Origin of the sequence: Rhizobium leguminosarum, assembly GCF_004123835.1 — a bacterium.
GTDB classification, from domain to species: domain Bacteria; phylum Pseudomonadota; class Alphaproteobacteria; order Rhizobiales; family Rhizobiaceae; genus Rhizobium; species Rhizobium leguminosarum_M.
Genome location: NZ_MZMU01000012.1, coordinates 718,876 through 732,160, shown reverse-complemented (window position 1 = coordinate 732,160; position 13,285 = coordinate 718,876). Strand labels below are relative to the sequence as shown.

The 13,285-nt window shown below is 61.6% G+C and carries 12 protein-coding genes; 8 read left to right on the top strand and 4 right to left on the bottom strand.

The genetic code is table 11. The features are described from left to right. Nucleotides 1-6: 6 nt before the first annotated feature. Nucleotides 7-261 carry a hypothetical protein gene (locus B5P46_RS20410; protein WP_129420301.1) on the bottom strand — a complete coding sequence of 85 codons (255 nt, stop codon included), beginning with the start codon at nt 259-261 and terminating at the stop codon, nt 7-9. A 142-nt stretch (nt 262-403) separates the two neighbouring features. Between B5P46_RS20410 and B5P46_RS20405 the strand changes: the two genes are divergently transcribed. From B5P46_RS20405 to B5P46_RS35385, 7 genes are all read left to right on the top strand, one after another. After that, complete coding sequence (locus tag B5P46_RS20405) at nt 404-2,224, top strand: adenylate cyclase (protein ID WP_129420300.1); 1,821 nt, start codon at nt 404-406, stop codon at nt 2,222-2,224. Nucleotides 2,225-2,366: 142 nt separating this feature from the next. Continuing rightward, a complete protein-coding gene (locus B5P46_RS20400; protein ID WP_129420299.1) occupies nt 2,367-3,680 on the top strand; it encodes an alpha/beta hydrolase in 1,314 nt (437 codons plus the stop codon). Nucleotides 3,681-3,729: 49 nt separating this feature from the next. Continuing rightward, nucleotides 3,730-5,886: a mechanosensitive ion channel family protein gene (locus B5P46_RS20395; protein WP_129420298.1), complete on the top strand. Its 2,157-nt coding sequence runs from the start codon at nt 3,730-3,732 to the stop codon at nt 5,884-5,886. Nucleotides 5,887-5,941: 55 nt separating this feature from the next. Next, nucleotides 5,942-6,343, top strand: coding sequence for a hypothetical protein (locus B5P46_RS20390; protein ID WP_129420297.1), 402 nt, complete (start codon nt 5,942-5,944; stop codon nt 6,341-6,343). A 107-nt stretch (nt 6,344-6,450) separates the two neighbouring features. Continuing rightward, nucleotides 6,451-7,098, top strand: a complete 648-nt coding sequence (locus tag B5P46_RS20385; RefSeq protein WP_129420296.1) for a MarC family protein — start codon at nt 6,451-6,453, stop codon at nt 7,096-7,098. A 328-nt stretch (nt 7,099-7,426) separates the two neighbouring features. Then, complete coding sequence (locus B5P46_RS20380) at nt 7,427-7,627, top strand: hypothetical protein (RefSeq protein ID WP_064653046.1); 201 nt, start codon at nt 7,427-7,429, stop codon at nt 7,625-7,627. Nucleotides 7,628-7,921: 294 nt separating this feature from the next. Further along, nucleotides 7,922-8,941, top strand: coding sequence for a GlxA family transcriptional regulator (locus B5P46_RS35385; protein WP_129420295.1), 1,020 nt, complete (start codon nt 7,922-7,924; stop codon nt 8,939-8,941). Between the two features lie 107 nt (nt 8,942-9,048). Here the strand turns inward: B5P46_RS35385 and B5P46_RS20370 are convergent, their stop codons facing one another. Both B5P46_RS20370 and B5P46_RS20365 read right to left on the bottom strand, forming a co-directional pair. Further along, nucleotides 9,049-10,380: a diguanylate cyclase gene (locus B5P46_RS20370; protein WP_129420294.1), complete on the bottom strand. Its 1,332-nt coding sequence runs from the start codon at nt 10,378-10,380 to the stop codon at nt 9,049-9,051. Between the two features lie 186 nt (nt 10,381-10,566). Next, nucleotides 10,567-11,397 (bottom strand): response regulator, encoded by an 831-nt coding sequence (locus B5P46_RS20365; protein ID WP_003540610.1) that lies wholly within the window; start codon nt 11,395-11,397, stop codon nt 10,567-10,569. 298 nt (nt 11,398-11,695) lie between these two features. On the opposite strand from B5P46_RS20365, the gene B5P46_RS20360 reads away from it, so the two are divergent. Continuing rightward, complete coding sequence (locus B5P46_RS20360) at nt 11,696-12,679, top strand: squalene cyclase (protein WP_129420293.1); 984 nt, start codon at nt 11,696-11,698, stop codon at nt 12,677-12,679. Here the strand turns inward: B5P46_RS20360 and B5P46_RS20355 are convergent. Further along, nucleotides 12,665-13,279, bottom strand: coding sequence for a TetR/AcrR family transcriptional regulator (locus B5P46_RS20355; RefSeq protein ID WP_129420292.1), 615 nt, complete (start codon nt 13,277-13,279; stop codon nt 12,665-12,667). The genes B5P46_RS20360 and B5P46_RS20355 overlap by 15 nt on opposite strands. Nucleotides 13,280-13,285: the final 6 nt, after the last annotated feature.

Below are 13,285 nucleotides of genomic sequence, written 5' to 3'. Positions count from 1 at the left end.
CGCATATCAGCGAAGTGGCGGTAGCGAGGCGTCAAGCGCGCCCTCTATCTCCTTGGAGAGTTCTGCGATCAGCTCCTGGTATTCGACGACGCGCTCGCCGCGCTTTGGATCGGTTGAGACGTTCCATTTCTGCAGCGCCGATTGGGCGTCGGCAAAGTCCCTGCAGATTTCCCGAAAGTCCTCACTGCGGGCAGAGAGATCATCGATCGCCTTGATCCTGGCTGGAAACTGCCGACGGACTGCGGTCATGCCTTCGTCCATGGTTCACTCCTCACGGCATTTGGACGCTGCCTCTGCAACGTGTGCCCAGCCCAATCTTCATGGACGCCGCAGGGTTCGTGGAGTATGTTACCGTAACATACAGTCTGGCAGTGACGTGACTCAACGGGGGATTGGGGCAGACATGCAGACGTGGATACCAGCAGAGGGGTCTGCAGCACCCATTCCTTTAGGGCCGGCGCCTCAAGCCGACGATATCAGGGAGCAACTGGAACGTGTCGTCTCCAGCCCCGAATTTCCAGGCGTCGGTCGCGCCGCAGCGTTCCTCCGCTATGTCGTCTCGGAAACCCTTGAGGATCGGGGCAACCGGATCAAAGCCTATTCGATCGCGATCGAGGTGTTCGGCCGGGATGCCGGCTTCACCCAGGACGATCCGGTGGTCAGGATCGAGGCCGGACGGCTGCGGCGGTCGCTTGAGCGCTATTATCTCGTCGCCGGGCAGCATGATCCTGTCAGGATCGACATTCCCAAAGGCGGATATGTTCCAACCTTCACCTGGTCCTGTCCGGCGTCAGTCGACACTGGAGACGAAGAAGCTGGCGAAACATCGCCCCCTGAGATCCGCTCCCGACCCTGGTGGCGCGCAAGGCGGATCTTGTTACCGGGTGCTGCTGCGCTCGCTGCAGTGGCTATTTCGCTATATTGGATCGGGCCGCGATCTCCCGCTCCGTCGCTCGAACGCGTTGCAAGCCTGTCGCCCGATCGTCCGGCCCTCGTGGTGGCCCCGTTTGCCAACCTCGGCGAAGGGCCGGAGGCGCAGCTCTACACTGCCGGCCTGACCGAGGAACTGATGACCATCCTGCCACGGTTCAAGGAGATCAAGGTCTTCGGCCGCGAGACGTCCAAGTCCCTCCCCGCGGATGTGGGCGCATCGGAGATCCGGGCCGAATTCGGCGCACGCTATCTCCTTGCCGGCGGGGTACGCACGTCGGGCAAGCGTCTTCGTGTGACAGCCAGATTGCTCGATACGTCGGACGGCGAGATCCTCTGGTCGGAGAACTATGACAATGATCTCGCATCGGGAGACCTGTTTGCGATCCAGACGGATGTCGCCAGAAAGGTCGCGACCGCCATCGCCCAACCCTACGGGGTCATGGCACAGGTCGACTCTGCCAGTCCGCCGCCTGATGATCTCGGTGCGTATGAGTGCACGTTGCGCTTCTATGCCTATCGTTCCGAACTGAGCGCCGAAGCGCATGCACGCGTCCGGGATTGCCTCGAGGCTGCGGTCGCGCGGTTTCCGAGCTACGCGACCGCCTGGGCAATGCTGTCGATCGTCTATCTCGATGAGGACCGGTACAAGTTCAATCCGACACCAGGCCAGGATTCAGCCATACAGCGGGCGCTCGATGCCGCCAGGCGCGCAACGCAGATCGATCCAAGCAATACACGCGGACTTCAAGCGCTGATGACGGCGCTGTTCTTCGACAGGCAGCTCGCTGAATCACTTCGGGTGGGCGAGCAGGCGCTCGCAACCAACCCCAACGACACCGAACTGATGGGCGAGTTCGGAACGCGGCTTGCGATCGCTGGCCAGTGGCAACGTGGAGCTGCCCTCCTGGATCAGGCCATCGCCCTCAATCCGGGCAGCGGCGGCTTCTACCGCGGGACGCGAGCCCTGGCCGCCTACATGCTCCGCGACAACCACACCGCCGTGCTGGAGATCAGGCAGGCGAACATGCAGAAGTTCCCTCTCTTCCATGTTGTCGCCGCCATCATCTACGCTGAGGCTGGCATGATGGACGACGCTCGCCGGGAAGGACAGGTGTTCGTCAGCATGCGACCTGACTTCCTCCCGAACATTGTAACGGAACTCGCGATGCGCAACATGCAGCCTGAAGATCGCGACCGTCTGATTGAAGGACTTCGCAAGGCGGGGATGACGGTGCCCGATCCGGATGCAATTGCGTCGAGCGCCGCCACTTCGGACCTGCAACCCCGCTGATACTGTCTCCCCGACCGTAACATACCCGATCATACGGGTAAGCCATCTCATCTTCGCATAGTCTCGCCCAGTGCCGACTTCGACCGCCGCCGCGCGTGGCGTCGAGGCCCGTACGAACTTGACAGGGCTATGAGGAACGCCAGTGAGCACAGCAAAATGTCGTGACGGCCGAATTCAGCCAAGCCTTTCCCCGGGTTTGAAATGGATTTCGGCTCTGCTGCTGCTCTGCGCATTGTCCGGATGCGGAGGCCACCCGAAGAACGTACTCATCCCCGTTGCCGATAGCGCGCCCAACGCCACCAAGGTCGACATGCTCGTGACCACGACGCGCAGCCGCTCCACGATCCAAGGCGAAATGTTCACAGGCGAGCGTGCACTCGCCCCGGCGTTTGCCGACATCACCGTATCCATCCCGCCTGCGAACGTCCGCAAGATCGGCGAAGTCGCCTGGCCGAGGCGGCTTCCATCCAACCCGGCCACCGACTTCGCGACCTTGAAAGCCGAGGAGATCACACGCGACGACGCCAAGAAATGGCTGAGCGCCTCGGTCAGGAAGAGCCGCGACCGCAGCGTGCTGGTGTTCATCCACGGCTTCAACAACCGTTTCGAAGATTCCGTCTATCGCTTCGCTCAGATCGTCAAGGATTCCGGTGTGCATAGCGCGCCCGTGCTGGTGACATGGCCGTCGCGCGGCAGTCTGCTCGCATATGGTTATGACAGGGAGAGCACCAACTACACGCGCAACGCCCTGGAGACGCTCTTCCAGTATCTCGCCAAGGATCCAGAGGTGAAGGAAGTCTCGATCCTGGCGCATTCCATGGGGAACTGGCTGGCGCTGGAAGCGCTTCGTCAGATGGCGATCCGCAACGGCCGCCTCCCTGCTAAGTTCGAGAATGTCATGCTGGCCTCGCCCGACGTGGATGTCGATGTCTTCCGCCAGCAGATCGTCGACATGGGCAAGCAGCATCCGAAGTTCACCTTGTTCGTTTCGCGAGACGACCGCGCGCTCGCGGTATCCCGCAGGGTATGGGGCGACGTCGCCAGACTCGGCGCCATCGATCCCGAGCAGGCGCCCTTCAAGAAGGAACTGGCCGACAGCCAGATCACGGTGATCGACCTCACCAAGGTCAAGGCGGGCGACAGGCTGAACCACGGAAAATTCGCGGAATCGCCCGAGGTCGTTCAGCTCATCGGCGCGCGGATTTCCGACGGCCAGACGCTGACCGACAGCAAGGTCGGGCTCGGGGACAAGATCCTTGCCGCGACGACGAGCACTGCGGCGGCGGCAGGCAGCGCAGCCGGCCTGATCCTTGCCGCCCCGGTCGCCGTCGTCGATGCCGATACCAGAGATAATTACGCCGGCCAGGTCAGCGGCCTCACAGGTCCCGTGGGTACGCAGCCGCGAGCGCCCGACTGCATTGCCGCAGGCCGGTCGAAGGAGTCGTGCCGGCAATGACGGCTTAGGAACCGGCAGGCGAACAGGTTCATCGAGATCAGGATAAACGATGTTATTACTTTCCAGGATCCGCATGTTTAGATCGCTTTTTACCGGGGCTGCCCTGGTGTCCGTCCTCCTTGGTGCTTCGATTGCCATGGCCCAGAGCGTGACGCCTGCAAGCCCACAGCCGGAAAGTGTCCAGCGCTTTATCGGGATGTTCTCGGATCCCGACGTCCAGCGCTTCCTCCAGCAGCAATCGCAAGCAGCCAAACCCGCGGCAGAGCCGCCTTTGGAAGTCCCGAACCGCGACCCTTCATTCTCCGAATTCGCGATGCGGTTCCGTGCCCACGCCTCCGGCCTTCTCGGCGCCATCCAGTCCTTTCCCCTGGAGACGATGCGCGGCGGGGCCGTACTCGAACGGGACATCCAGGCGAACGGCGGGACACGGCCGATCTTTCTGGTCGCGGCCTTCGTTGCCGTCGGGCTGGCCGCGCAATGGCTGTTCTGGTGGATCAGCGCCGGCTGGCGCTCCTGGATGGCGCGCGCGCCCTTTGCCACGGTTCGCGAAAGGTTGATCGCACTGGCTGCGAGGCTTCTGTGGGCGGCATGTTACGTCCTTTCCTTCGGCCTCGGCAGCATCGGCTTCTTCCTGCTGTTCCAATGGCCGCCTGTTGTCAGGGAGATCGTCGTCGGATACCTCTTCGCGATCGTCGTCTTCCGTCTGGCGAGCGCGCTTTTCGACGTGCTTCTGGCACCGCGAGCAGAGGAAGAGGGTCGGTTCCGTGTCGTCCCGATCACCAAGGATGCCGCCGGCCACTGGGCGAAACGCCTGGGCTATCTCGTCGGCTGGTATGCCTTTGGCTGGGTGACCATCCGCCTGCTCGGCACCCTCGGCTTTTCCGTACCGGCCCGGCAACTCGTGGCCTATTCGCTTGGCCTCGTGCTGCTCGTCATCGGCATCGAAGCAGTCTGGAGACGTCCGTCCCGATTGTCTACCGGCCAAGCCAGCCGGATCGGCCTGCGCGCACGGAACTGGCTCTGGACGGTCTACTTCGCAGCCGTCTGGCTGCTATGGGTGGTCGGCGCCATGAAGCTGTTCTGGATCGCGGTGGTCTGTGCCGCCCTGCCCGGGGCCATCGCCCTCACCAAGGCGTCGGTCAACAATATTCTGCGGTCTTCCGCTGCCGAAGAGGACGGACACAAGAAAGGCACCGTTGTCTCGGTGATCGTCGAGCGTGGTATCAGGGCAGCGCTGATCGTCGGAGCGATCGTTCTGCTTGCGGACGCCCTGGACGTCAGGCTGACGCAGATGACCATGCAGGATTCGCCGATTCTGCGCCTCGTTCGCGGCCTCCTCAGTGCCGGGATCATTCTCCTGATCGTCGATCTCGCCTGGAGCGTCGTGAAAGTCCTGATCGATCGCAAGCTCGGCGACACTGAGGCCGTCCTTGAAATCGGCAGCGAACGGGAGCGGCGGCGCACGCGTATCAGAACGCTGCTGCCGATCCTTCGCAATTTCCTGATGATCCTCTTCGTCGCCATCGCGATCATGATGGCGCTGTCGTCGCTCGGCGTCGAAATCGGCCCGTTGATCGCCGGTGCCGGCGTCGTCGGCGTCGCCATCGGCTTCGGGGCGCAGACCGTGGTCAAGGACGTCATCAGCGGGATGTTCTACCTGCTCGACGACGCCTTCCGGGTGGGCGAATATATCCAGAGCGGCAGCTACAAGGGCACCGTCGAGTCCTTCAGCTTGCGGTCCATCAAGCTCAGGCACCACCGCGGCGCGGTCTACATCGTGCCCTTCAGCGAGCTCGGAGCAGTCCAGAACATGAGCCGCGACTGGGTGATCGAGAAGATGACGATCACCATTACCTACGATTCCGACATCGAGAAGGCCCGCAAGATCATCAAGAAGATCGGCCTGGAACTGTTCGAGGATCCGGAGTTCAAACCGACCACGATCGAGCCGCTGAAGATGCAGGGGATCGACAGCCTGGGCGACTCCGGCCTGCTCCTGCGAATGAAGGTCATGACGCTTCCCGGCCAGCAGTTCACGCTGAAGCGGCGGGCTCTGCGGATGATCCATCAGGCGTTCAACGAAAACGGCATCAAGCTGGCCGTGCCGACCGTCCAAGTCTCAGGCGGAAAGGACGACGCTGTTGCTGCCGCTGCCCAGCAGACGCTCGCAGCGCAGAGTGCGGCGACCGCCGCGAACCCGGCCTGAGAGCGGCACTCTTCAGGCCATGAAACAGGACACGAAAGCAATGGGAGGAAATGCGATGAAGATCCTGGACATCCTGTCGCACATGCTTGCGACACTTGCCGTGCTGATGATGGTCTGCGCCCCCCTCTTCGTTCCGGCGACGGCCGAAGCCGCACGCCGCGGCGTAGCGGCATGCGGCCCGAGAGGCTGCGGTGCTGCGGCCTGCGGGCCGCGCGGATGCGCTGCAGTCGGGCGCACCCGTCCTGCCGTCCGGCCGCCCGTCCGGCGCGGCGTCGTGGTCGTCGCCCCGCGCCGCTACTGGCGACCGGGCACTGCCATCGCCGCAGGCGCCGCCATCGGCTTCGTCGCCGGAACTGCTGCCGTTTCATTGGCAGATACGCCGCCGCAGTCTGGTCAATGCTGGTACTACACCTCGCCCGCCAAGACGACGGGTTTCTGGGACGTATGCCCGCGCTGAGCGGCTCGCAGAAGACTGGCGAGCCCGTTTTGGTTCTCTTCGTACTACCCTCCCCAAAGTGGGCAGGGCCTCGATCTCCGCGCCACAAATTTTAGAGGGTACGTTCCATGGATTTCACAGTCATCGATGCCGCACTCGTCGGAAAACTTCTGCTGCTGCTTCTGATCGGCATGGGGCCGAAGATCGCCCTGGTGCCGTTTCTGGAAAAGACCCACGCCTTCGATACCGAAACCCAGGTGCGCATCGGCCGCCAGATGGTTCTGATCGCCGTCGTCACGGCGCTGATCCTTTTCGCCACCGGCGCTCTGCTGATGCGGCTTCTCCACATCACGGGTGGCGCGGTCGCCGTCGCCGGCGGCATCATCCTCGCGCTTATTGCCATCAAGATGGCATCAGGACCGACAGAGAAGCCGCATGACGACATTGCGGCTCCCGTCGATCCAGACAAGCTGGCCGTATTTCCGCTCGCCGTCCCTTACCTGCTCAATCCTGTCGGCATCACGGTCATCATCATCGCCTCCGGCGAAGTCGTCTCGATCGCCAGCGCGATACTCGTCATCGGTCTGATCCTGATCGTCGGCGCGTTCGACTATCTGGTGTTCACCAACATCGACAAGCTCGCCAAGCGCATGAAGCCAGTCACCATGATCGTCTCGGAGGTCGTCTTCGGCATCCTGCTGACCGCAGTCGCAGTCCAGCTGATCGTCGCCGGGCTTGGAAATCTTGGCATCATCACCCCAACTGCCGCACATTAGATGCGGATGATTTGCGGCCGGGCCAGCCCAAAAATCTGAACTCGGATTTATCAAAGAAACAGAGCCGAAAGCCGCCAGGTTTTCGGCATCATGCTCAGCTGGAATTTGCTATCCCCTGCGTGGAAGGCCCGGAGATTAAGGTCGGTGGAAAGACTGCAAAAACGTGTCACGGATGACCGCCGACACACCGCCATCATTCAATATCTCTGATGTTATCCATAAGTTCTATTCGTTTGAATGATGAGTTCCCAAGGCCCATATTGTGATCATGGACATGGACGAACCTCCCATCGAGACCATGCCTCTGACCCAAGAAAGGAACCGGAAAATGACCACGCTCACCTATCGCGGTGGTGGTAAGTCCCTCACCTCCGGCCAAGGCCGCTTCGACCTGGCACATTATGCCCGCAAGCTCACCCTCGCCTGGACACGCTGGCAGACGGCTCGCGAAATCGAAGCCATGCCCTTCGACATCCGCAAGGACATCGGCTGGCCGAGCACGGACGACAACAAACACCGGACCATGTAATGAATGCGACATTCCTCCCAAGATGAGGGCGGCGTCTGCACCACGCAACGCCGCCTTTTTCGTGGCCTGACCATCCATCCCTAAGCCATTTTCAACATTGAATTTCAGCCCCCTATCAGCCTGTCTTCTGCCTGCCCGCGGTCATTCCGGCGGTTTGACAGGCCAAATCGCCAGTCATGTCGCATATTTGCTCTTCCCGGCCGCATTTTTCCATGCCAGTGTCGCTTTCAGGACATCGGCGCGACGCATTCCGCGCAACGAATGTGTCATCGCCCCTCGAGCATGGATTTCGCTATGAACAGGATGCAGATCAAGAAGCGTTCGATAGTCTTCTTTATGGTACCGCAATTCACCATGCTGCCCTTTTCGGCGGCCGTGGACACCTTGCGCATCGCCAATCGCATGCTCGGCTATCAGGCCTATACTTGGCGGCTGACCTCCATCGACGGGGAAAAGGTCTATTCCTCCTGCGGCATCGGCGTCGAGGCTAATTCCTCGCTCGCAGAGGAACGCCGCCATCTCGGCGGCGAAAATCGGCCGGGTATGGTGCTCGTCTGTTCCGGCATCGATGTCGAACAGTTCAACAACAAATCGGTCAATGCCTGGCTGCGTGAATGCTACAATCGCGGCGTAGCCGTCGGCAGCCTCTGTACGGGCGCGCATGTGCTTGCCCAGGCCGGCCTCCTGAACGGCAAGCGCTGCGCCATCCACTGGGAAAACCTGCCGGGCTTTTCGGAAGCCTTCCCGCAGGCGGAGGTCTATGCCGATCTCTACGAGATCGACGGCAATCTCTATACCTGCGCCGGCGGCACCGCCTCGCTCGACATGATGCTGAACCTCGTCGGCGAGGACTTTGGCGAAAGCCTTGTCAACCGCATCTGCGAGCAGCACCTGACCGATCGCGTGCGCAACCCGCACGACCGCCAGCGCCTGCCGCTGCGCGCCCGCCTCGGCGTGCAGAACGCCAAGGTGCTGTCGATCATCGAGCTGATGGAAGGCAATCTCGCCGAGCCGCTGTCGCTGATCGAGATTGCCGATGGCGCCGGCCTCTCGCGCCGCCAGATCGAGCGGCTGTTCCGTCAGGAGATGGGCCGCTCGCCGGCCCGCTACTATCTGGAAATCCGCCTCGATCGTGCGCGCCATCTTCTGGTGCAGTCCTCGATGCCGGTCGTCGAGGTCGCCGTCGCCTGCGGCTTCGTCTCGGCCTCGCATTTCTCCAAGTGTTATCGCGAACTCTACCATCGCTCGCCGCAGCAAGAGCGCGCCGAGCGTAAGATGACCATGGCGACCGCTCGCCAGGCCGTCGCCGCTTGAGACAATAAGACAGCCGTCGCCGCTTGAGACATTAGAAAGGGGCCACCGCCTGAGGCAATCGTCGCCGCCTGAGATTAAGGCGGCGGCTTGGCCCCGCCCCGGAGGCGCTATTGCGCCGCCTCTTCCGTCATCCTGGCGTCGGAATAGACCTGGTTGCGGCCCCTGTGTTTGGCCATGTAGAGAAACTGGTCGGCGGCGTTGAGGTAATTCTCGAAGGTCTCGTAACCGCCGATCTCGGCGATACCGATCGAAATCGTGACGCCGAGTTCCTCGTCGTCGGCCGTGACCTTCAGCCGCGAAATGTCCGAGCGAATCTCGTCGCAGAGCTTGGTCGCGGCTGCCGAATCCATCTGTGGGAAGAGGATAGCGAACTCCTCGCCCCCGAGCCGCGAGAGAAGATTATCGCTGCCTTCGAAGATCGTAAACAGCCTGTTTGCGACAGCCTTCAGCGCCTTGTCACCGATCTCGTGGCCATAGGTATCGTTCAACCGCTTGAAATGGTCGATATCGAGAATGGCGACGGAGCTCGGCACTTTCAGCCGCAGGCACTCGTTCACCAGCTTCGGGCCGTTGTCGTAGAAATAGCGGCGGTTATAGAGGCCGGTCAGGTAGTCGCAGGCGGCCGCCGCCCTCAGCTGCCGCATCTGCGCCAGCGTTTCGGCATTGTTGGCGATGCGGCATTGCAGCTCCTCGGCGACGAAGGGCCGATAGACGAAATCGCTGGCGCCGGCCTTGAGGAAACTCGCCGACAGCATGCGGTCGTTGGAGGAGGAAACGCCGATGACGCGCAGCCTGTCCGAACCGAAACGATGGCGGATGCGCCGCGTCAGCTCGTAACCGCTCATATCGGGCATGTGGTGGTCGGTGACGACGAGCTCGATATCGCTATAGGCCTCGAGTGCTGCCAGCGCCTCGAGCCCCGAATTTGCCTCGACGACGAGATATTGCTGTGCCTTCAGGAGGTCGACGAGAACCTGGCGCGCCGAGACGACATCGTCGACGACGAGCACCCGCGTCTTGCGGTTGGAGATCGCCCGCCGGACGGTGGCGACCAGATTGTCGAGCGCGAATTCATTGTCCTTCAGCACGTAATCGATAACATTGCGCTCCATGATCTTGTTGCGCGTGTTGAGATCGAATGTCGCGGTGAAGACGATCGCCGGTATATCGTGCTCGATCGTGCAGTCGAGCGCTTCGCCATAGGGCGAATCCGGCAGGTTGAGATCGACGACGGCCATGGTGTAGCCGTGAGCGTCATCGGCAAGTTCCTTACGAAGAGACTTCAGCGACGGGCAGGATTTGACGGCAAGGCCGAGCTCCGTCTGGAACCGGTGACAGAGCACCGCGGAAAACATCCGGGAATCTTCAACCAGAAGTATTTTGAGCCCGCCGGAGCGCAGCCCGATACCATCTCGCTGGAAATCCGCTTGAAAAGCCACAGCCGCTACTCCCCGATGCGTCCAATGGGCTCGACTCGGCCCTCTCCCCGGTGGGGAAGATAACCGAGAGGCCGGTGCGCGTGAAGGGGACAAATAACGGCGATATTACCTGTAATTGCAGAAATTCGACGACTGTCCCCGACAGTGATATCCGCCCCCCTCGCGATACCGATACTGGAAGAGCCGTCAGGCAACCGCCCGTTCCTTGCGCATCGATTGAATTTGCAGCAGCGTATCGAGGTTCTGGTTGACGCGGCAGTAGAACTCCTCGTCGATGAAGGGGCGCAGCATGAAATCATTGCCACCGGCCTTCAGGAATCGCGCTGAAAGCAGCCGGTTCGAGGAGGAGGAAACGCCGATGATGCGCAGTTCGTGCGAGCCGATACTGGCGCGGATGCGCCGCGTCAGTTCGAAGCCATCGATGTCGGGCATGTTGTAGTCGGTGATGACAAGGCCGATATCGCGGTTGGCCTTCAGGATTTCCAGCGCCTTGCCGCCACTCTCGGCGACGCTGACACGGAAATTGTAGCGCTTCAGCCGGCTTGACAGCAGGGCGCGCGCAGTCGCGCTATCGTCGACGATCAACACGTGGTGGCGATGATTGGTGAGGAAGCGGCAAATCGATTCCGCCAGAAGGTCGACGGCGAAGATATTGTCCTTGAGGATATAGTCGACGATATCCTTGGCCATCAGCTTATCGCGCATGTTTTCATGGAAGGTGCCGGTGAAAACGATGGTCGGGATGGAGAGATCGACCAGATATTCGAGCGCTTCGCCGTTTTCGGCGCCGGGCAGGTTGATGTTCGAGATCGCCAGCGTGATCGGATCGGAAGACTTGTCGTAGGAAACCTGCAGATCCTCGAAGCTGCGGCAGATCTCGACATCAATGTCAAACAGCTCCTTGAGGCGTTTGCTGATCATCGAGGTGAATACGTTGGAATCTTCCGCGACAATAATACGCGCACCAGCAAACATTTCCCCGGAATATTGCATCCCCGAAATACCTAGAAACGCCATAGCAAACCTTTGATGTAAAATCTGTCCCCGGGTCAAACTGATACATCAATTGATTTGAATAATTATTAATCGGCGCGCCCTGTTCTAAACGAAGAGGCAGCCCAATAGGCCCGCCTCCGATTTCTTTGCGGATATGATTAAGAAATCAGGCGCGAAGCGCCACATTCTCGGCATCGAACAGGCTTTCGCCGACAACCGTCGGATTTAGACGATTTCCCGTGGACCTGTCCGGGTGGCACTGCTCAGCCGAAGCGATTATAAACGAGCCATCGACCCCGACCCGCCGACAGGTTCGCCCATGATCCAATCCGACCCGGTGATCGAATGGCTTCTCGACTCCGACCCATCGATCCGATGGCAGGTGATGCGTGACCTGCTCGATGCTCCGGCGCGGGAATGGATGACTGAGCGGGCCAAAGTCGAGACCGAGGGCTGGGGCGCCAGGCTGCTCTCCTGCCAGGACGAGGACGGGCAATGGGCAGGCGGCGCCTTCCTGCCCGCCGGTTTCGACCCGCGCGAGTGGAAGGAGCATGGCCAGCCGTGGACGGCCACAACCTTCTCGCTGTCGCAATTGCGGGAATTCGGTCTCGATCCCGCCTGCGGTTGTGCCAGGCGCACCGTCAAATTGATCGGCGCCAACGCCCGTTGGGAAGAAGGCGGCCAACCTTACTGGGAGGGCGAAGTCGAGGAGTGCATCAACGGCCGCACCGTTGCCGACGGGGCCTATTTCGGCGTCGACGTCTCGCCCATCGTCGACAGGCTGGCCGGCGAGCGTCTCGACGACGGCGGCTGGAACTGCGAGCGGATCAACGGCTCTGTCCGCTCGTCTTTCGCCAGCACCATCAACGTGCTGGAAGGCTTGCTGGAATACGAGAGATCGACCGGCGGCACGCCTCCGTCTCGAGAGGCGCGCAGGACGGGCGAGGAGTTTCTGCTGGCCCGCAACCTCTTCCGCCGCCTCGGCACGGGCGAGTCGGCAGACCAGCACTTTCTGCACTTCCTGCACCCGAACCGCTGGCGCTACGACATTTTGCGCGCGCTCGACTATTTCCGCGCCAGCGCGATCCTGACCGGCGCCGATCCCGATCCGCGCCTCGGCGAGGCAATCGACCACCTTCGTTCCAGACGCTTGCAGGACGGCAGTTGGCCGCTCGACGACAGCCCTGCCGGTCGGGTGTGGTTCGAGGTCGATGACGGGCAAGGCAAGCCCTCACGGTGGGTGACGCTCCGGGCGATGCGGGTGCTCAGATGGTGGGATGCCCAGCCCTCAATCAATGCCTGACGGCAATCCCAGCCCACGTAGGAAATGCCCCTCTAGCGCCCGCAGCAATTCGGCGCGGGCCGCGGGCGTCTCACCGATGCCGGGCTGATTGACCACGCCGTGCAGAGCGTTGAACAGAAACACCGCCGTAAAGCCGGGATCACTGACCGACCAGGCATTCTCGCCAGCACCGGCGGCAAGCAATTCGTTCAGATGATCAATCAGGATGTTGCGCGAAAGCCCCTCCCGCGTTGCAGGAGCGGCTGCCACGAAGGCGAGATGATGCAGCCCGGCCGCGTCGAGATAGCCAGTGGCGCATGAAGTCGACCAGGCCGCCAGCTTCCCGCGCCAATCCCCTTGCCGCCGTCCTTCGACTGCCGCGACGATGCCATCCAGCACACCCTGCACGAAGCGGGCGCGCAGCGCCTGGAGAACGTCGGCCTTCGAGGAAAAGTGCAGGTAAAAGGTGCCCTTGGCGACCCCCGCCCCGGTCGTGATCTCCTCGATCGTGGTCTGCTCCAGGCCCTTTTCCAGAAACAGCCGCTCGGCCGCGGTCATCAGCTCGTCGCGCCGCTCTTCGGGCGGCTTGGTTCTCGGTTTTGAAACAGGATTGTCCGGCATCGGCAG

What these genes read in the sequence shown, in the direction of transcription:
- B5P46_RS20410 (WP_129420301.1), bottom strand. Translation starts at nt 261, where the DNA reads ATGGACGAAGGCATGACCGCAGTCCGTCGGCAGTTTCCAGCCAGGATC.
- B5P46_RS20405 (WP_129420300.1), top strand. Translation starts at nt 404, where the DNA reads ATGCAGACGTGGATACCAGCAGAGGGGTCTGCAGCACCCATTCCTTTA.
- B5P46_RS20395 (WP_129420298.1), top strand. Translation starts at nt 3,730, where the DNA reads ATGTTATTACTTTCCAGGATCCGCATGTTTAGATCGCTTTTTACCGGG.
- B5P46_RS20390 (WP_129420297.1), top strand. Translation starts at nt 5,942, where the DNA reads ATGAAGATCCTGGACATCCTGTCGCACATGCTTGCGACACTTGCCGTG.
- B5P46_RS20385 (WP_129420296.1), top strand. Translation starts at nt 6,451, where the DNA reads ATGGATTTCACAGTCATCGATGCCGCACTCGTCGGAAAACTTCTGCTG.
- B5P46_RS20380 (WP_064653046.1), top strand. Translation starts at nt 7,427, where the DNA reads ATGACCACGCTCACCTATCGCGGTGGTGGTAAGTCCCTCACCTCCGGC.
- B5P46_RS35385 (WP_129420295.1), top strand. Translation starts at nt 7,922, where the DNA reads ATGAACAGGATGCAGATCAAGAAGCGTTCGATAGTCTTCTTTATGGTA.
- B5P46_RS20365 (WP_003540610.1), bottom strand. Translation starts at nt 11,397, where the DNA reads ATGGCGTTTCTAGGTATTTCGGGGATGCAATATTCCGGGGAAATGTTT.
- B5P46_RS20360 (WP_129420293.1), top strand. Translation starts at nt 11,696, where the DNA reads ATGATCCAATCCGACCCGGTGATCGAATGGCTTCTCGACTCCGACCCA.
- B5P46_RS20355 (WP_129420292.1), bottom strand. Translation starts at nt 13,279, where the DNA reads ATGCCGGACAATCCTGTTTCAAAACCGAGAACCAAGCCGCCCGAAGAG.